Genomic DNA, 18,233 nt, shown 5'->3' with positions numbered 1-18,233 from the left:
GTCGCCAGCTTCCGCTCGTTGCCGGGGACGGCCTTTCCCGTCAGCCACTCGTGCAGAGTCGAGGCGGCAACCTTCGTCCGCCGGGCCAGCCGCTCATACGTCGGCTCTCCCGCTGCCCGGTACAGCGCGGACAGCCACGCGTGAAACTCCTGCACCGGATCGCCTTGCGGTCCCACCCGCTACCGCTCCTCCCTCCGCGGCCTGCCACCCCGCGCACCGTCCGGACCCCGTCCGGACGGAACATTCCGGGAACCCCCTCGCACACGGGCTGGCCAGGATAAACGACCCGCTCCAGCCCTTGCGGCGTTTCCAGGAAACTGCCCCACGGTGGGCTCATGGACACCACCAACCGCCCGCACCCGGCCGAACCGGAGGCAGTTCCTTCCTTCCCTGTGAGGGCCTGGCGGGGCGCCTGGCCGGTTTCGGCGTCACTTACTCGTCCGCGGCCCCGATGCCCGGGGCGGTTTCGTTCACCCACCTCTGCGCAGTGGGAAGGTCTGGTGCGGTGCCGGCCATCTCGTATCCGAAGCCGTTTCAGCGGAGCAGGACCCTCGGCTCTTCGCGGCGCACGTGTCCGCCGCCGCTTGTGGTAGGCCGCGAGCGGATCGTTGGCGTCAGGACGCGGAACGGCCCGGGACGGCTGGTTCGGCACCTACCGCCGGCCGGCTGAGGCCGGCCGGGCCGCGCCACACGCCGCGCGGCCCGGCCTCACATGCCGTGAGCACCGGGCCGCGCGTCTCACCGCCCCTGGGGCGAGAGAAAAGAGGCAGGTCCTACATGTTGATCATGTGCCCGGCCAGGCCGTGGATGGCCTCCTTGACGGCCTCGCCGAGGGTCGGGTGGGCGTGGACGTTGCGCGCGACCTCGTGGACGGTGAGGTCCCACTGCTGCGCCAGCGTCAGCTCCGGCAGCAGCTCGGTGACGTCCGGGCCGATCATGTGGGCGCCGAGCAGCTCGCCGTACTTCTCGTCGCTGACGATCTTCACAAAGCCGGAGGCGTCCGCCAGGCCGTGCGCCTTGCCGTTCGCGGTGAAGGGGAACTTGACGGTCTTGACCTGGTGCCCGCGCTCGCGCGCCTGCTCCTCGGTGAGGCCGAAGCTGGCGATCTGCGGCTGGCAGTAGGTGGCCCGCGGGATCATCGCGAAGTCCACCTCCATCGTCTCGGCGCCGCCGATGGTCTCCGCCGCGATCATGGCCATGGCCTCGGCCGCGTGCGCCAGCATCAGCTTCGCCGTCACGTCGCCGATCGCGAAGATGTGCGGCACGCTGGTGCGGCCCCGGCCGTCCACGGCGATGGCGCGGCGCTCGGTGAGGGCGACGCCGGTGTTCTCCAGGCCATAGCCGTCGACGCGCGGCGCGAAGCCGATGGCCTGGAGCACCTTGTCGGCCTCCAGCACCTGCTGCTCGCCCTTGCCGTTGGTGACCGTGACGCGGACCGGCGCGTTCGGGTCGGAGTCGTCGATCGCGTCCACGCGGGTGCCGGTGAGGACCTCGATGCCGAGCTTGCGGTACCGGCGGGCCAGCTCCTTGGAGACCTCCGGGTCTTCCAGCGGCACCATCCGGTCGAGGAACTCGACGATCGTGACCTTCACGCCGTAGTTGTGCAGCACGTACGCGAACTCGACGCCGATGGCGCCCGCGCCCGCGATGACGATGCTGCCGGGCAGCTCCTCGGACAGGATCTGCTCCTCGTACGTCACCACGCGGTCGCTCAGCGAGGTCCCGGGCAGCAGGCGGGTGGTGGCGCCGGTGGCGATGATGCAGTGGTCGAACGTGATGGTCTCGGTGCCGCCCGCCGTCAGTTCGACCTGGAGGGTGTGCGGGTCGGTGAACGAGCCACGGCCGTTGTACTCCGTGATCCCGTTCTTCTTCATCAGGTAGTGCACGCCGTTGACGCGGCCGTCCGCGACCTTCCGGCTGCGGCGCACCGCCTCGCCGTAGTCGAACGTGATCCGGCCCCCGCCCTCGACGCTGATGCCGAACGTCTTGGCCTCGTGCGTGACCAGGTGCGCCAGCTCGGCGTTGCGCAGCAGCGCCTTGGAGGGGATGCACCCGACGTTCAGGCAGACGCCGCCCCAGTACTTCTCCTCCACGACCGCGGTCCGCAGCCCCAGCTGGCTGGCGCGGACCGCCGCGGTGTACCCGCCAGGCCCGGCGCCGAGGACGACGACGTCGTAGTGCGTGCTCATGGACCTCACGCCTCTTCTCTCGCAACTTAAAGCGAATGTTCCCTGCCCACCCCATGACACCACGAGCGGCGGCCCCGATCGCTCCCGGGGCGCGCGCCGCGCGGGGCCGCGGATCGTCGCGTTCACGCCTGGTGCTGGCGCGGTCACTGTGCCAGCGTGGGCGGCAGCCCCGGCCCGCAGGGTCCGGCGAGGCAGCAGCCGGTGGAATCGTCGAGGAGTCGTCATGCGCGGAGCCCTCCGGGGCAAGTGGTGGCCGCTGACAGCCATCTGCCTCGCCAACCTGATGCTGCTGATCGACGTGACGATCGTCATCACGGCCATGCCGGAGATCGCCCGCGAGCTGGACGCCGGGCTGCCGGCGCAGCAGTGGGTGCTCGACGCTTACGCGCTGGCGCTGGCCGCGCTGCTGCTGCCGGTCGGGGTGCTCGGCGACCACCGCGGCCACCGGTCGCTGTACCTGCTGGGCCTGGCGGTGTTCGCCGTCTCGTCGCTGGCGTGCGGGCTGGCGCCCGGCGCGGGCGTGCTGATCGCCTCGCGCGTCGCGCAGGGCGTGGGGGCCGCCGCGATGTTCGCGACGAGCGCGGCGCTGCTGGCCGCCGCCTATACCGGACGGGACCGGGGCGTGGCGTTCGGCGTGTGGAGCGCGGTCGGCGGTGCGGCCAGCGTGACGGGCGTGCTGGCGGGCGGGCTGCTGACGGAGTACGCCGCCTGGCGCGCGATCTTCCTGGTCAACCCGCCGCTCAGCGTCGTCGCGCTGCTGCTGGCATGGCTGACGGTTCCGGCGGACGGTCCGGCCGGGCCGGGCCGGCGGGACGGGCGCCGCCTGGACCTCCCCGGCGCCGCGCTGTTCACCCTGTGCGCCGGGGCACTGGTGTACGGCCTGATCCGGGGCGGGGAGACCAGCTGGGGCGACGGGCTGGTCACCGGCTCGCTGGCGCTCTCGGCGCTGGCGCTGGTGGCGTTCGTCGTCAGCGGCACGCGGGTGCGGCCGGGCCGCGAACCGCTGCTGGACCTGCGGCTGATGCGGCGGCCGTCGTTCGCGACGCTCATGCTGACCTCGGCCGTCTTCACCGCCTCGGCATTCGCTCACCTGACGTACACGATGCTGTGGTTGCAGGCGGGCCTCGGCATGAGCCCGGTCGGGGCGGGGCTGGCGGCCATGCCGGCGTCGGCCGCGTCGCTGGTGGTCGCGAGCGTGGCCGGGCGGTGGCTGGACCGGCTGCCGGCCCGGGTGCCGCTCGGCGGCGGGATGGCGCTGATCGGCGTGGGCGACCTGATGCTGACGGCGATCGGCCCGGACTCGGGCTGGCAGGTGCTGACGCCGGGGCTGGTCGTCTCCGGCGTCGGCGTGGGCCTGGCGGTACCCGTGCTCAGCAGCGCCGCCCTGCACGCGGCGCCGCCGGAGCGGGCGGGCATGGCCACCGGCGCGGCCGTCACGTTCCGGCAGGTCGGTTTCGCCCTCGGGGTCGCGGTGCTCGGCACGGTCTTCGCCGCCGGCGGCCACCCCGGCTCGCCTGCCGCCTACGCCGAGCGGCTCGACGCCGTGTATCTGACGGCGGGGATCGCGGGCCTGGCCGCGGCGGCGCTCACCGTCGTCTTCGTCCGCACGCCCGCGCCGCTGCCGCGCGGCGCCGCGCCGGAGGAGCCGCGCCCCGGCGGCACGTCGCCCCAGCGGTCCGCCGCGCAGCGGTGACCCGCGGTGAGCGCCGCCGTCACGGCCACAGCAGGCCGGCCGCGGTGGTGCCCAGGAACCCGGCGCCCAGGCCGGCGGCGAGGCTGAGCAGCACGTTCGCCGCGGCCAGCGGCCGGGAGCCGGTTTCGGCCAGCCGCAGCGTCTCCCAGGAGAACGTCGAGTACGTCGTCAGCGCGCCGAGCAGGCCGGTGGCGAGGACGTCACGCGCCCACGGCGGTGCCGCGTCCGCTGCCGCCGCGCCCGTGACGAGCCCCAGCAGCAGGCAGCCCGTCACGTTGACGGCGAACGTGCCCCACGGGAACGCCGAACCGTGGCGGGCCCGCACCGCCCGGTCGGCCAGGTACCGCAGCGGGGCGCCGATCATGCCGCCCACCGTCACCAGCAGCCAGCTCACGCCCCGCTCCTGTCCGGGCGCGCGGCCGGCGCCTCGGCCGCCGGCTCCGCCGCCGGCTCCGTCGCCGGGGGTGCCGCCGGGGCCGCCGCCGGGCGCCCCTTCCGGGACACGGTCACCGCCCGCGCCGCGGCCGCGCCGAGCCACACCGCCGCCAGCGCCGCGACCGCCGTCAGCGCCAGGCAGCCGAACGCCAGGCTGGGCCGGCCGTCCCGCAGCAGCCGTTCGGTGTCCAGCATCGCCGCCGAGAACGTGGTGAACCCGCCCAGCACGCCCGTGCCGAGGAACGGCCGGACGAGCCGGTGCGCGGCGGGCGTGCCCGCGGCCGCCGCCCCGGCCACCGTCAGCAGCACGCCGATCAGCAGGCAGCCGAGCACGTTGACCGCCACCGTCGTCCACGGAAAGACGCCGTGCCCCGAACCGGGGCCGCTGGGCCACAGCCTGCCCGCCCCGTACCGGGCGAGCGCTCCCGCGCCGCCGCCGAGCGACACGGCCGCCACGACGGCGGCCTGCTCGCGCCACGGCGCTCGCGGGGACCCGGCCATGCCGCAATGCTACGTCTGCGTCAGCGCGTCGTCCCGGGCCGGTTCCCCGCCGTCCCCGCCGGCTTCCGCGGCGCCCGCCACGGGGTCCGGCTCCTCCTCGGCCGCCGCCACCGCCGTGAGCGCCCCGGCGCCGCCGCCCGCCGGCCGCGTGCGTCCCTCCACCAGCGCGCCCAGCCCCCGCACCGCGCACAGTCCCGGCTCGTCCGCCACGGACACCGGCATGCCGGTGTTCTCGCGGATCATGGCCTCCAGGCCGGGCAGCACGGCGCCGCCGCCGGTCAGCACGATGCCCCGGTCCGCCAGGTCGGCCACCAGGTCCGGCGGGCAGCGGTGCAGCACGGCGCGGATGGCGTCCAGCAGCCCGGTCAGCGGCGGCAGCACGGCCCGCCGCAGGCTGTCCGCCTCCACCTTCACCGTGCGCACCAGGCCGGTGGCGACGTCGCGGCCGTGCACCTCGGCCAGCCGGTCGCCGCCCGCCGACATCGCCTCGTGCAGCGGGCGGACGGCCAGCCGCGGCATCAGCAGCTCGTGCTGGTTGCGCAGGTGCTGCACCAGCGCGTTGTCGATGGTCTCGCCGCCCATCATCACCTTCTCGGCGGCGACGATCGAGCCGAGCGACATCACGGCGACCTGCGTCGTCGCCGCGCCGCACTGCACGATCATCGTCGCCTCCGGCTCCTCCACCGGCAGCCCGCAGCCGAGCGCCGCGCAGATCAGGCTGTCGACGAGCTCGATCCGCCGCGCGCCGACGCCGGCCAGCGTCTCCAGCGCCGCCCGCCGCGCCAGCGGATCGGCGTCGTGCGGTATGCACGTGGCGGCGCGCATCAGCGGCTTGCGCCGCCAGGCGCGGCGCAGCTTGGGACCGACCATGGCGCGCAGCATGCGCTGGGCCATCTCGATGTCCACGACCGTGCCGCCGTTGATGGGACGGACGACCCGGATATTGGCGGGGGTGCGGCCCGCCATCCGCTCGGCGGGTGCGCCGACCGCGATGAGGGAGCCGCTGCGGGTGTTGACGGCGACGACGGAGGGCTCGTCCACGATGAGCCCGCTGTGCCGCAGGTGCACGCGGGTCCGTGAGGCGCCCAGGTCAACGGCCAGCGTGCACCGGCGGAGGTGCTCGTGTCTGAGGGTCATACCGCTCATGCTCCGGGCACCGCGGCGGCCCCGCCCGCTGGGAAGGGCCGCCTGGGGGAGCGGCCGTCAGGCGGGGTCAGCGCGGCGCGAGATCGTCGGCCTCCTCGCCGGAGAACTGCGTCCGGTACAGCTCCGCGTAGCGGTCGCCGGCCGCCAGCAGCTCGTCGTGCATGCCGCGCTCGACCACGCGCCCGTCCTCGATGACGAGGATCTGGTCGGCGGCGCGGATCGTGGACAGGCGGTGGGCGATGACGAGGGACGTGCGGCCCGCGAGCGCCTCGGCCAGCGCCTCCTGCACCGCGGCCTCGGAGGTGGCGTCCAGGTGCGCCGTCGCCTCGTCGAGGATGACGACGCGCGGCCGGGCCAGCAGCAGCCGGGCGATGGTCAGGCGCTGCCGCTCGCCGCCGGAGAGGCGGTAGCCGCGCTCGCCGACGACGGTGTCCAGGCCGTCGGGCAGCCCTGCGACCAGCGTGTCGAGGCGGGAGCGGCGCAGGGCGTCCCACAGCTCGTCCTCCGTGGCCTCGGGCCGGGCCAGCAGCAGGTTGGCGCGGATCGTGTCGTGGAAGAGGTGCCCGTCCTGCGTGACCATGCCGACCGTGGCGCGCAGCGAGGCGGCCGTCAGGTCGCGCACGTCCACTCCGCCGACGCGGACCGCGCCGGCGTCCGGGTCGTACAGGCGCACGGCGAGCTGCGCGATGGTGGACTTGCCCGCGCCGGAGGAGCCGACCAGCGCGACCATCTCGCCGGGCCGGGCGGTGAACGACACGCCGTGCAGCACCTGTTCCCCGCCGCGCGGGTCGAGGACGGCGACCTCCTCGAGCGAGGCGAGCGACACCTTGTCGGCCGAGGGGTAGGCGAAGTCGACGGCGTCGAACTCGACGGCGACCGGGCCGTCGGGCACCGGCCGGGCGTCCGGCCGCTCGGCCAGCAGCGGCTTGAGGTCGAGGACCTCGAAGACGCGCTGGAAGCTGACGAGCGCGCTCATCACCTCGACGCGGGCGCTGGCCAGCGAGGTCAGCGGCGCGTACAGGCGGGTCAGCAGCATCGCGAGTGAGACGACGGCGCCGGGGTCGAGGTTGTGGCGCAGCGCGTGGTAGCCGCCGAGGCCGTACACCAGGGCGAGCGCCAGCGCCGAGACGAGGGTGAGCGCGGTGACGAACGTCATCTGGAGCATGGCGGTGCGGATGCCGATGTTCCGTACGCGGGTGGCGCGTTCGGCGAACTCGGCGGACTCCTGCTCGGGCCGCCCGTACAGCTTGACGAGGGTGGCGCCGGGAGCCGAGAACCGCTCGGTCATGCGGGTGCTCATCACGGCGTTGTGGTGGGCCGCCTCCCGCGACAGCCGCGCCAGGCGGGCGCCCATGCGGCGGGCGGGGAGGACGAACACCGGCAGGAGCAGCAGCGCCAGCAGCGTGATCTGCCAGGAGAGGCTGAGCATTACGCCGAGCGCGAGCAGCAGCATCACCAGGTTGCTGAGCACGTTGGACAGCGTGTTGCTGAACGCCCGCTGGGCGCCGATCACGTCGTTGTTGAGCCGGCTGACCAGGGCGCCGGTGCGGGTCCTGGTGAAGAACGCCACCGGCATGCGCTGCACGTGGTCGAAGACGGCGGTGCGCAGGTGCAGGATGAGCCCTTCGCCGATGCGGGCGGACAGCCAGCGCGACAGCAGCCCGATGCCCGCCTCGGCCAGCGCGATGGCGGCGATCAGCAGGGAGAGCCGGATGACGGTCGCCTCCTCGGCGCCCTCGGTGATGGCGTTGACGACACGGCCGGCGAGGACGGGCGTGGCGACGGCCAGCAGCGCCGTCGCGACGCTGAGCACGAGGAAGAGCGCGAGCTCACCCCGGTGCGGCCGGGCGAATCCGGCGATGCGGCGCAGCGTCTCCTTCGAGAACGGCCGCTGGTCCTGGGTGGCGTACCGGGCGCTGTAGACCGCGTGCCAGGCGGTTCTCTCCATGCTCATGGCCGTGAGGGTAGAACCTCAACATAGCTTGAAGTCAACGGCGCCCGGCGGCGCTCAGGGGGGCGGATCAGCCCGTGCGCTCCTGGAAGAGCACCCAGACCTGGCCCGGCGCGAACCGCATCGGCTCGCCGTCGGGGGTGGTGAACTCCGTGCCGTCGTCCGGTGAGGGCCGCGACCACTCGGCCTCGAACGCCTGGCCGTCGCGCAGCACCGTGGCCCGGCCGGAGCCGGTGGTCTCGGTGTACGGGGTCACGCTGCCGGCGCTGTCGTGGAACCGCGAGTCGCGGATGGTGACCTCCTGCACGACGACCGTGGCCGCCTGGAGCCCGGAGTCCTCGCCGTCCAGCGCCACCTCCCAGCGCGCGTCCTCCTCCGACCAGCTGAAGGTGAAACTGGCCGAGGGAAACGCCACCTCGTACCGGCCGAACGGCGCGCCGCCGTCCGCCGGGGCGTCGCCGAAGCGGAAGCCGATGCCGGACGCCTCGCTCGCGTCGGGGGCGGCGTCCAGCAGGGCGGCGGGGTCGGCGTAGAGGTTGTGCGGCGCGGGGCGGTCGCCGGCGCGCTCGTAGGCGTCCGGCACGAGGTCGGGCGTCACGGGATACAGGGGCGCCTCGGCGAAGACGGGCAGCAGGCGGCTCTGGACGCCGGAGTAGGCGAAGGCGGGCTCCCCGAACTGGCGCAGCAGCTCCAGGTCCGACTCCCGGCCGCTGCGCACCGGGCCCACCTGGTCGGGGAGTTCGCTGGAGAAGATGGTGAGCAGGCGGGTCAGCCCGGCTTCCACGGGCTCGACGTAGACGATGTCGGCGGCCTCCAGGCCGGTCTGCGGGCGGGCCGTCTCGACGTTGTCGATCTTCAGGGCGAGGACCGGCTGCGGCCCGTCGGGCAGCTCCTCCCCGGTGAACGGCGAGGCCGCGCGCTCCTCCGGGGCGCCGCCGGTGTCCCGCTCGCCGTTGTCGTCCGACTGGCAGCCGCCGAGCAGCCCGAGCACCGCCAGCAGACCCGCGGCCGGGGCCACCAGCCGCCCTCGCGTCATGGCGCGCATCCTCGTCACCCCTTTCGCCACCATCAGTGCACCACGAACCGGCGCGCGTCGCGGGGGCGCGTAGGGGGCGCATCCGGACGGCGCACGCGCCGTTGCGCCAGCCGGGCGAGGGACGACGGCGGACGGCGGAACGCCGACGGCTCCGGGCCCCGGCGCGGTGCCGGGGGCCGGAGCCGTCCGTCAGCGGTCAGCGGATGACGCTGGCCTGGATCTCGGTGACGGGCACGGAGGCTTCGGTCCAGCCGCTCTCGAAGGTCTCGGGCATCCCGGCGACCTCGATGGGATCGCCGTTCTGTTCGAAGTGGACGTCGTAGACCAGGCGGGCCCGGGCCGCGTAGCCGTCCCCGCCGGAGGCGCGCTGGTAGACGTGGGAGCAGGCGTCGCTCTCGCTGGTCACGATGTCGCACGTCATCACGCCGCTGCCGTCGCCCGGATCCACCTCCAGGTGGGAGGGCTCCGCCACGGCGACGACGCCCAGGGCGGCGCTGCCGGTCAGGTTCCCGGAGGGCGCTCCCTCGGCCCACCACCAGGTGTCGATGAACACGACCGACTCACCTGGCGGGCTGAACGCCAGCTCGAACCGCGGGGCCTGAAGCGCCCCGTAGGCGCGGCGGGCCAGCTCCTCGATCGACGGCTGGTCGGGGACGTACCAGGTCCAGTCCTGGAAGACCGCGGTGCCGTCCGGGCCGTAGCAGACCTTGAAGATGTAGACGGAGTCCTCGGTCGGCGGCTCCTCCGGCCAGGTGTCGGGGGTGGGGTAGACGGCGGACGGGACGTTGGCCCAGCAGGCGTTCTGGCCCTCGCACCAGCGCTCTGCCCCGGCGTACCTCTCGGTCCGGCTCATGTCGCAGGACGGGCCGCCGCTGCCCCCGTCCTGGTCCCCGCCGCTGCCGCCGTCCTGGCCGTCCCCGCCGCCGCTTTCCTCGCTGCACCCGTAGCTGAGGTCGCCCGACTCCTCGTTCCAGCAGATGGTCGGCTGGGCGGATGCCTGGCCCTGGCCGGCGGCGAGCAGCAGCACGCTGAGCACGGCCGTGGCGAGGGCCGCGGCGGCCGGCCGGCAGGAGGCACGCCGCACGCTCAGCATGTGATCGTCGCCTCCTCTCTGGGGAGCGTCCCGCTGATGAGCCAGTCGCCGTCCTGCCGTTCGGCGGAGACGACGTAGGTGTGCGGGGCACGGACGTCCTCGCTCAGCGCGCCTTCCACGACCTCACCGTTCTGGACGAGCTCCCACCCGTCCTCGTTCTTGCAGGCTTCGATGCGCGCGGTGTCCCCCTCGACCGACACCGTCACGTTCTCGATGGCGGGCTCCCCCCGGCGGTGAATGCCGTCGTCCTTGAACGGCTGGAGGCGCCCGGCCTGCGATTCGATCTCGCCGTCCGTGGCGATGCCTTCGAGCGGGCTCATGTCGAGCTCTTCCGCGTTCTCGATCTCGACGCGCGCGTCCCAGTACCGGTCGTAGAGCTCTTCGAGCGCCGCGACGTCGTCCTCTGCGCCCCCGTTCTGGTCCCCGTCTCCCCCCTGGCCGGGGTCCTCGGTCTGGGCGCCCTCGATGGTCTCGTCATCCTCGCTGCCGGAGGAGGAGCAGCTCGTCACCGTCCCCGTAAACGCCAGCAGCGCCGCACCGGCCACCAGGCCGGCGCGGAACCGCCGCGTTGCAGTCAGCCTGCTCATCACGCGGTCACCATATCCGTGGGGGTACGGTGACCGGGAGGGGCGCGAGCGGACCGTGGCAGCCTCGTGACAGTGACATGGCAGACGGGGTAGCCGGCCCGGGTGCGCCCGTGACGGAACGCGGCTGGCCGGGCAGTTGCCCGCCGGGCCGGCGCGCGTTCGTCCGGCTCTCTCCGGCTTCGTTTCACGCTTCCTTGGAAGTCCCCGCCGCTCTTCTCCCCACTCTTCTCGCAACCCGGGCCGCGTGGCCTGGGTCTCACCTGTCGGTGACGGAGTGTCAAGCCAGGACTAATGAAAATGGTTCCCATTTCGGTATAGTGGCGTGGCGGAGCGGAGCCGACAGCGAGGGAGCACGCGCGACATGACGAGCACCACCGGAAAGCACGGCCGGGACGCCGGCCACCCCGCCCTGCCCGTCGTCCTGGTGGCCGGGCTGCACGCCGACGCCCGGGCGGCGGCCGTCGGCCGGCTGCTGCGGGACGTCCCCGGCAGCGTCGCGCTCCACTACGACCTCGGCGCCGCCGGGCCGTTGGGCGTCCCGCGCCGGCTGCGCGACGCCGCGGGAGAGCGCTCCGACGGCGAGGCCCCGCTGCTGCGCGGCTGCGCCTGCTGCGCGCTCCGCGACGATCTGGTGCCCCGGCTGGAGCGGCTGGCGGACGAGGGCGCCTCGCTCGCCGTCGTGGAGCTGTGGGACTCCGTCGAGCCGCGCCCCATGGCGGAGCTGCTGGCGCGCACCGCCGACGAGGGGCTGCGCCTGGCCGGGGTCGTCACCGCCGTCGATCCCGCCCTCGTCATGCCGTACCTGGCCTGCGCTGACAGTCTCGCCGAGGCCGGGTTTGCCGCCGCGCCCACCGATCAGCGCATGGTCGCCGACACCTGGGCGCGGCAGGTGGAGTACGCGCCGGTGCTCGCCTGTGCCGCGGGGCCGGAGCCGGCGTCCGCGGCGGATCACGCGGTGCTGGCCCAGCTCCAGCCGTTCGCCCGTCAGATCGACGTAGCCGGCCCCGGGTTCGCGGCAGCGGCAACGGGTGGCTTCGACGCCGAGGCCGCGGCGGCACGGCAGCACCCGGCGACCGTGCTGCTGCCGCCGCCCGCCTGCTGGGCCGGGGTGACCACGGTGGTGTGGCGCCACCGGCGGCCCTTCCATCCCGGGCGGCTGTACGACGCGCTGGAGGAGCTGGCGTGCGCCGCGCCGCGCAGCAGGGGGCGGTTCTGGCTGGCCGACCGGCCCGGCAGCCTGCTGTCCTGGGACGCGGCGGGCGGTGCGGTGTGCGTGGACAACGCGGGCCCGTGGCTGGCCGCGCTGCCCGACGCGGCCTGGGATCTCATGCCGCCGGTGCGCCGCGCGGCGGCGGCGATGGACTGGGACCCGGGGTACGGGGACCGCTCACAGCTGCTGGCCTTCACTGGCCCCGGCCTCGACGCGGCCCGGCTGTGCGAGGTGCTGTCCTCCTGTCTGCTGACCGAGGCCGAGTGCGCGGCGGGCCTGGAGACGTGGCGAGGGGTGGGTTCGGCGTTCGATGAGCTGCTCGCGCCCGCGTTCTGAACCAGCCGACGGGCTGGGGAACCTGAGGAAGTGTCACATCGTCCAAGCAGAAAGCGCTCCCCGTTACGGGTCAGTAACAGGTCGTGCACGTGCATCCTCTCGTGCATATGCAAGTGAACGGAGCTATCATCGGCGGTAATTGACAGTCCCATGCAACCGTGGGACGACGACCGCACGACTCGCACGACCGGGAGACGCCAGTGCCCGACGCGTACAACGGCATTGCCGCACACCACCTCGGCGGCGTGAGTTGGGTGAAGAGCAGCCACAGCAACTCGCAGGGCACGTGCGCCGAGTTCGCGAGGCTGCCCAGCGGCGAGGTGGCGATGCGGAACTCCCGCTTCCCCGAGGGGCCCGCACTCATCTACACCCGCGCCGAGATAGAGGCGCTGCTGCGCGGCGTCAAGGACGGCGAGTTCGACCACCTGATCGCCTGACGACCGCCGGGCGGCCCGTCCGAGCGGCTCCCGGGAAACCGCCCGAGGCGTGCGGTGGGCAGCACGGCTGCCGGAGCGGCTAGGCGGCGGTCAGCCGGTCTGGAAGACCGCCCACACCACCTTGCCCCTCCGGTCGCCGGTGAGCGGACGCCAGCCCCAGCCGTCGCTGAAACAGTCGACCAGGTACAGGCCGCGTCCCGACTCGGCGGCGGGATCGGCGGCGCCGTCCTCCGTGCTGATCTCCGGCGGTGCCTCGCTGCCGTCGCGCACCGCGCAGATCAACCGCCGTGCGTAGCGCATCAGTTCAAGCTCGACGGCGGTCTCGGCGCCGGCGCTGGGCGGCAGACCGCGCTCACCGGTGCCGCCGTCGTGACGGGGGAGGGCGTCCAGGCCGTAGCGCAGGGCGTTGGTCACCAGCTCGGAGACCACGAGGGCCACGGTGTCGAAGTGCTCGGGCAGCCGCCAGTCCTGGAGGGTGGTGCGCGTGAACATGCGTGCCCGCCGCACGGAATCCGGCTGCCCCGGCAGCCTGATCATCGCGGTGCTCGCCGGTGCCGACGCGTTGACGTGGGGAAACATCGCCCTTAACTGATCCAGCATGGGCGTTCCTTTGCTTCCCATGGCGCGGCACTCCTGGCGTTCGCGGCGGCACTCTTCTGTTACGGAGGGCCGATTCCACGGGGTAACGCCCCCCGTACACCCCGCCGTTGCCGGTGTGTCGTGCCGACGGGGCCGTGCTGACGCACCGGTTCCCAGCGCGTAGTGCTCATGCTTCCCAACGCTCACGGCAAATGCAAGGGCAGCTGCACGTGCACGGACTTTTTTGCCTCGTCTGTAATCGCATGGGCACCCAACGGAGCTTTGGCATGGCAGACTTCCGTGGGTCGACGTGGAGGGCTGTGAAGGCATGAGCACGCATCGGACAGCGGGGAGCACAACGGAGACACGACCGCGCGGGGTGGCGGACCTGACGGGCCCCGGCAGCGGGCCGACGGCGGCGCGCGGCTCGATGGTGCGCCGCATTCTGCTGGGCGGCCAGCTGCGCCGCCTGCGCGAGGCCTGCGGGGTGACGCGGGAGGAAGCCGGATACGCCATCCGCGCCTCCGAGTCGAAGATCAGCCGCATGGAACTCGGCCGTGTCAGCTTCAAGCAGCGCGACGTCGCCGATCTGCTCACGCTGTACGGGGTCATCGACGAGGCCGAGCGGGAGCCGCTGCTCGCGCTCGCCAAGTCGTCCGGGATGACGGGCTGGTGGCACAGCTACAACGACGTCGTCCCCGGCTGGTTCCAGACCTATGTGGGCCTGGAGGCCGCCGCGGAACGGATCAGCACCTACGAGCTGCAGTTCGTGCACGGCCTGCTCCAGACGGAGGACTACGCGCACGCCGTCGTCGTCAGCGGCCACCGGGGGCGCCTGCCGCGCTCGGAGGTCGACCGCCGGATCGCGCTGCGCCTGGAGCGGCAGAAGCTGCTGTTCTCCGAGGGCTCGCCGCACCTGCACTGCGTGCTCGACGAGGCGGCGCTGCGCCGCCCGTACGGCGGCCGGCAGGTGATGAACGCGCAGCTGCGCGCCCTGCTGGAGTTCTCCGACTACTCGCGCGTCACGCTCCAGGTCGTGCCGTTCTCGCACGGCGGGCACGTGGCGGAGAGCGGGGCGTTCACCCTGCTGCGCTTCGCCCAGGAGGAGCTGGCCGACCTGGTCTACCTGGAGCAGCTGACCGGCGCCCAGTACCTGGACAAGCGGGAGGAAGTGGCCGCCTACCAGCGGGTGCTGGAAGGGCTGGCGGAGGCCGCCGCGTCGCCGAGCGAGACGCGGGACCTCATCCGCAAGCTGATCGACTGACGGGCGCGGCCGGGCGGGGCCGTCAGCGGAGGACCGTCAGCGGAAGGGGTTGTCCATCCCCTCCGGCAGCACCTCGATGGTGCGTTCGCCCTCGCCCGCCATCACGTAGGCACCCGCTTCCAGGCGCTCGATCAGGCCGCGCCGGCAAGAGCACCGCCGTGCGCATCTTCACCACCCTGCTCCGCCCCACCGGCGGCCGGGCCGAGGTCGCCGGCCACGACGTCCTCACCCAGCCGCGCGAGGTCCGCGCCCGCATCGGCCTGCTCGGCCAGCACGCCGCGCTGGACGAGGACCTCGACGGGCGGCAGAACCCCGAACTCTTCGGCCGCCTCAACCACCTCGGCCGCCGCGGCGCCGCCCAGCGCGCCGCCGAACTCCTCGAACGCTTCGGCCTCGCCGGCACCGGCACCCGGCCCGTCCGGCTCTGCAGCGGCGGCATGCGCCGCCGGCTCGACCTCGCCGCCAGCCTGCTGGTCCGCCCCGCCGTGCTCGTCCTCGACGAGCCCACCACCGGCCTCGACCCCCGCAGCCGCACCGAGGTCTGGCAGGCCGTCCGCTCCCTGACCGGCACCGGCACGACCGTGCTGCTGACCACGCAGTACCTGGAGGAGGCCGACCAGCTCGCCGAGCGCGTCACCGTCATCGACCGGGGACGGAACATCGCCGAGGGCACCCCCGACGAGCTCAAGTCCCGCCTCGGCGCCGACCGCATCGACGTCGTCGTCCGCGACGCCGCCCGGCTCCCCGAGGCCGCCGCCCTCGTCGCCCGCGCCGCCGGGCTGGCGGACCCGGGCACGGACCTGACCACCGACCCCGACCGGCGGCTGGTCAGCGCCCGGGTCACCGACCGCATGACCGCGCTCACCGCCACCGTCCGCGCCCTCGCCGACGCCGGCCTCGACGCCGAGGACACCGCCCTGCGGCGGCCCACGCTCGACGAGGTCTTCCTCCGCCTCACCGGCGGCACCGGCAGCGACCAGCAGGAGGCCACCACCGCATGACAGTGCTTACCGAGAAGCTCACCGAGAAGCGCACCGAGAAGCTCACCCACCAGCTCACCGATTCCCTCACCATGACCCAGCGGGGCCTGGCCCACTGGGCGCGCCGACCGGGACAGCTGATCGCCGGGCTGGTCTTCCCCGTGCTGATACTGGTGATGTTCGTCGCCTTCCTCGGCGGCGGCATGTCCGTCCCCGACGGCAGCGACTACACGGACCACCTGGTGCCGGGCATGCTCGCCCTCACCATGGTCTTCGGCCTGGAGACGACGATGGTCGCCCTCACCCAGGACATCACCAAGGGCGTGCTCGACCGCTTCCGCTCCATGCCCCTGGCCCCCTCGTCCATCCTCGCCGGCCGGGCCGCGCTGGACATGCTCCACTCCCTGGCCGCGCTCGCCGTCATGACCGCCGCCGGGCTGGCGCTCGGCTGGCGCTGGCACGGCTCGCCCGCCGAGGCGGCCGCGGCCTTCGCGCTGCTGCTGTGGCTGCGGCTGGCCATGCTGTGGGCGGGCATCTGGCTGGGGCTCGTGGCGGGCCGGCCGGAGCTGGTCCAGGCCGTGCAGATCCTGGTCTGGCCGGTGGCGTTCCTCTCCAACGTGTTCACCTCGCCGGACACCATGCCCGCCTGGCTGGGCGCCGCCGCCGAGTGGAACCCGCTGTCCGCTACCGCCGGCGCCGTCCGCGGCCTCCTCAGCAGCGGCGGCTGGGACAGCGGCTCCTGGGCGGCCGGGCACGCCACGCTCCTCGCCGTCGTCTGGCCGCTGCTCCTGCTCGCCGTCTTCGTCCCGGCGGCGCTGCGGCGCTTCGCGGCCCTGGGCCGCTAGCGGGCCGGTGCGTTCGTCTAACCTCAGGGCATGGCCGACGCACCGTACAAGCTGATCCTGCTCCGCCACGGCGAGAGCGAATGGAACGCGAAGAACCTGTTCACCGGCTGGGTGGACGTCAACCTCACCGCCAAGGGAGAGGAGGAGGCCGTCCGCGGCGGCACGCTGCTGCGCGAAGCCGGCCTCCTCCCCGACGTCCTCCACACCTCTCTCCTCAAGCGCGCCATCCGCACCGCCAGCCTCGCGCTGGACGCCGCCGACCGCGCCTGGATCCCGGTGCACCGCTCCTGGCGGCTCAACGAGCGCCACTACGGCGCCCTCCAGGGCAAGGACAAGGCCGCCACCCTCGCCGAGTTCGGCGAGGAGCAGTTCATGAAGTGGCGCCGCTCCTACGACACCCCGCCGCCGGAGCTGCCCGACGGCGCCGAGTGGTCGCAGAGCGACGACCCCCGCTACGCCGCCATCCCCAGCGAGCTGCGGCCCCGCACCGAGTGCCTGAAGGACGTGCTGCAGCGCGCGCTGCCGTACTGGTACGACGGCATCGTGCCCGACCTGGCCGCCGGCCGCACCGTCCTCGTCACCGCCCACGGCAACAGCCTGCGCGCCCTCGTCAAGCACCTCGACAACGTCTCCGATGAGGACATCGTCGGGCTGAACATCCCCACCGGCATCCCGCTGCTGTACGAGCTGGACGCCGACTACCGCCCGGTTACCCCCGGCGGGACCTACCTCGACCCCGAGGCTGCCAAGGCCGCCATCGAGGCGGTCGCCAACCAGGGCAAGCGCTGAGCGGCCAGCGAGCAGGGTGCCCCCGCCCGAGCGGGCAGGGGCACCTTTCTTCTGTAGCGTCCCAGGCGTCCTTGGTGTCGCGCTTTCGTGTCTGCGTGCCGCGGTGCCGTCAGCAGCTGCCGCCGCACTTGCAGGAGCCGCCGGACTGGCAGCCGCAGGAGCAGCCGGGACCGCAGGAGCAGCCGGAGCGGCGCGTCTGGGTAGAAGCAGCCATGTGATCCCTCCTGAGGGGGTAGGTCGCTCGTCCACGGACAGGGCACATTCACCCCCGCCGCACCCGGGAGCGTCAACGGCGCTGCAACGGCGCGCGGGAGCACAGGGATCGTTCGTCAGGTGGTTTCGGGCTCCGGCGTGAACTCGTCGGCGTGCTCGCCCGTCACCAGGAACACCACCCGTCGCGCGATCGACACCGCGTGGTCGGCGAACCGCTCGTAGTAGCGGCCGAGCAGCGTCACGTCGACCGCCGTCTCGATGCCGTGGTTCCACCGGTCGTCCAGCAGATGGGCGAACAGCGTCCGGTGCAGCGAGTCCATCTCGTCGTCGTCCTGCTCCAGCTGCATGGCCAGGTCGACGTCCTTGGTGATCAGCACCTCCGTCGCCTTCGCCATCAGCCGCTGGGCCAGCTGGCCCATCTCCAGGATCGTCGCGGACAGATCCCGCGGCACGGCCGAGTCGGGGAAACGCAGCCGGGCCACCTTGGCGACGTGCTGCGCCAGGTCGCCGCACCGCTCCAGGTCGGCGCTCATCCGCAGCGAGGTCACGACGATCCGCAGGTCCGTGGCGACCGGCTGCTGCCGGGCGAGCAGCGCTATCGCGCTGTTCTCCAGGTCACGCTGCATCTCGTCGACCTTGGCGTCCGCCTCGATCACGGCCTCGGCCAGCTTCAGGTCCGCGTCCAGCATCGCGGTCGTCGCCCGGCCGATAGCGGAGCCGACGAACCGCGCCATTTCGACCAGGCTGTCGCCGATGGCGTCCAGCTCCTCGTGATACGCGTCACGCATGGGTTGTCCTTCCTCACCCTGTTATCCGGGGGTAAACGCGGTTCTCGCCCGGACAAGCTCCGTCCGGAAAGCAGCCGCCGCCGCCCCGCGAAGTGAACCGGCGCTGTCGGCAAGGTGAACTCTCGCGGGCGGCCGGACGAGCATCTCCGGTCACACCTGTG

17 protein-coding genes and 1 pseudogene are annotated in these 18,233 nt (G+C 73.4%); 7 read left to right on the top strand and 11 right to left on the bottom strand.

Annotated elements, in window-relative coordinates; genetic code table 11:
• Nucleotides 1-773 precede the first annotated feature (773 nt).
• The gene (gene lpdA / locus JK356_RS13195) at nucleotides 774-2,189 is read right to left on the bottom strand and encodes a dihydrolipoyl dehydrogenase (protein WP_201867872.1); all 1,416 of its coding nucleotides are present in this window, start codon (nucleotides 2,187-2,189) and stop codon (nucleotides 774-776) included.
• 223 nt (nucleotides 2,190-2,412) lie between these two features.
• On the opposite strand from lpdA, the gene JK356_RS13190 reads away from it, so the two are divergent.
• Nucleotides 2,413-3,882, top strand: coding sequence for an MFS transporter (locus JK356_RS13190; protein WP_201867871.1), 1,470 nt, complete (start codon nucleotides 2,413-2,415; stop codon nucleotides 3,880-3,882).
• Nucleotides 3,883-3,901: 19 nt separating this feature from the next.
• Here the strand turns inward: JK356_RS13190 and crcB are convergent, their stop codons facing one another.
• The 7 genes from crcB to JK356_RS13155 all read right to left on the bottom strand — a co-directional run bounded on the left by crcB (nucleotide 3,902) and on the right by JK356_RS13155 (nucleotide 10,631).
• Nucleotides 3,902-4,276, bottom strand: a complete 375-nt coding sequence (crcB, locus tag JK356_RS13185; protein WP_201867870.1) for a fluoride efflux transporter CrcB — start codon at nucleotides 4,274-4,276, stop codon at nucleotides 3,902-3,904.
• Nucleotides 4,273-4,818 carry a CrcB family protein gene (locus JK356_RS13180; RefSeq protein ID WP_201867869.1) on the bottom strand — a complete coding sequence of 182 codons (546 nt, stop codon included), beginning with the start codon at nucleotides 4,816-4,818 and terminating at the stop codon, nucleotides 4,273-4,275. Before JK356_RS13180 ends, crcB begins: the two co-directional genes overlap by 4 nt.
• A 9-nt stretch (nucleotides 4,819-4,827) precedes the next feature.
• The gene (locus JK356_RS13175; RefSeq protein ID WP_201867868.1) at nucleotides 4,828-5,955 is read right to left on the bottom strand and encodes a rod shape-determining protein; all 1,128 of its coding nucleotides are present in this window, start codon (nucleotides 5,953-5,955) and stop codon (nucleotides 4,828-4,830) included.
• Nucleotides 5,956-6,031: 76 nt separating this feature from the next.
• A complete protein-coding gene (locus tag JK356_RS13170) occupies nucleotides 6,032-7,918 on the bottom strand; it encodes an ABC transporter ATP-binding protein (RefSeq protein WP_201867867.1) in 1,887 nt (628 codons plus the stop codon).
• 67 nt (nucleotides 7,919-7,985) lie between these two features.
• On the bottom strand, nucleotides 7,986-8,951 hold the full coding sequence (locus JK356_RS13165; protein ID WP_236671224.1) for a DUF3048 domain-containing protein: 966 nt from the start codon (nucleotides 8,949-8,951) through the stop codon (nucleotides 7,986-7,988).
• Between the two features lie 196 nt (nucleotides 8,952-9,147).
• Nucleotides 9,148-10,044, bottom strand: coding sequence for a hypothetical protein (locus JK356_RS13160; protein WP_201867865.1), 897 nt, complete (start codon nucleotides 10,042-10,044; stop codon nucleotides 9,148-9,150).
• Nucleotides 10,038-10,631, bottom strand: a complete 594-nt coding sequence (locus JK356_RS13155) for a hypothetical protein (RefSeq protein WP_201867864.1) — start codon at nucleotides 10,629-10,631, stop codon at nucleotides 10,038-10,040. The genes JK356_RS13160 and JK356_RS13155 overlap by 7 nt, the downstream gene beginning before the upstream one ends.
• Before the next feature lie 361 nt (nucleotides 10,632-10,992).
• Between JK356_RS13155 and JK356_RS13150 the strand changes: the two genes are divergently transcribed.
• Nucleotides 10,993-12,177, top strand: coding sequence for a GTP-binding protein (locus tag JK356_RS13150; RefSeq protein ID WP_201867863.1), 1,185 nt, complete (start codon nucleotides 10,993-10,995; stop codon nucleotides 12,175-12,177).
• 200 nt (nucleotides 12,178-12,377) lie between these two features.
• Entirely contained in the window at nucleotides 12,378-12,614 is a 237-nt protein-coding gene (locus JK356_RS13145) for a DUF397 domain-containing protein (protein WP_201867891.1), read from the top strand.
• 90 nt (nucleotides 12,615-12,704) lie between these two features.
• On the opposite strand, the gene JK356_RS13140 is transcribed toward JK356_RS13145, so the two are convergent.
• On the bottom strand, nucleotides 12,705-13,214 hold the full coding sequence (locus JK356_RS13140; RefSeq protein WP_236671223.1) for an ATP-binding protein: 510 nt from the start codon (nucleotides 13,212-13,214) through the stop codon (nucleotides 12,705-12,707).
• Between the two features lie 409 nt (nucleotides 13,215-13,623).
• On the opposite strand from JK356_RS13140, the gene JK356_RS13135 reads away from it, so the two are divergent.
• Nucleotides 13,624-14,457, top strand: a complete 834-nt coding sequence (locus JK356_RS13135) for a helix-turn-helix transcriptional regulator (protein ID WP_201867890.1) — start codon at nucleotides 13,624-13,626, stop codon at nucleotides 14,455-14,457.
• 36 nt (nucleotides 14,458-14,493) lie between these two features.
• Here JK356_RS13135 and JK356_RS21870 read toward each other — a convergent pair.
• Nucleotides 14,494-14,598 (bottom strand): annotated as a pseudogene (locus JK356_RS21870) (PadR family transcriptional regulator); the annotation flags it as partial.
• 17 nt (nucleotides 14,599-14,615) lie between these two features.
• Here JK356_RS21870 and JK356_RS13130 point away from each other — a divergent pair.
• The 3 genes from JK356_RS13130 to JK356_RS13120 are packed head-to-tail and all read left to right on the top strand — an operon-like array spanning nucleotide 14,616 to nucleotide 17,071.
• Nucleotides 14,616-15,458: an ATP-binding cassette domain-containing protein gene (locus tag JK356_RS13130; RefSeq protein ID WP_201867861.1), complete on the top strand. Its 843-nt coding sequence runs from the start codon at nucleotides 14,616-14,618 to the stop codon at nucleotides 15,456-15,458.
• The gene (locus tag JK356_RS13125) at nucleotides 15,455-16,282 is read left to right on the top strand and encodes an ABC transporter permease (protein WP_201867860.1); all 828 of its coding nucleotides are present in this window, start codon (nucleotides 15,455-15,457) and stop codon (nucleotides 16,280-16,282) included. The genes JK356_RS13130 and JK356_RS13125 overlap by 4 nt, the downstream gene beginning before the upstream one ends.
• A gap of 30 nt (nucleotides 16,283-16,312) precedes the next feature.
• Nucleotides 16,313-17,071, top strand: a complete 759-nt coding sequence (locus JK356_RS13120) for a phosphoglyceromutase (RefSeq protein ID WP_201867859.1) — start codon at nucleotides 16,313-16,315, stop codon at nucleotides 17,069-17,071.
• Nucleotides 17,072-17,400: 329 nt separating this feature from the next.
• Here JK356_RS13120 and phoU read toward each other — a convergent pair whose 3' ends face one another.
• Nucleotides 17,401-18,072, bottom strand: a complete 672-nt coding sequence (phoU, locus tag JK356_RS13115; RefSeq protein ID WP_201867858.1) for a phosphate signaling complex protein PhoU — start codon at nucleotides 18,070-18,072, stop codon at nucleotides 17,401-17,403.
• Nucleotides 18,073-18,233: the final 161 nt, after the last annotated feature.

This window comes from Streptomyces sp. 7-21 (genome assembly GCF_016741785.1).
GTDB lineage: Bacteria > Actinomycetota > Actinomycetes > Streptomycetales > Streptomycetaceae > Streptomyces.
The sequence above is the reverse complement of the archived record's forward strand: the minus strand, read 5'-3'. Positions and strand labels throughout refer to the sequence as shown.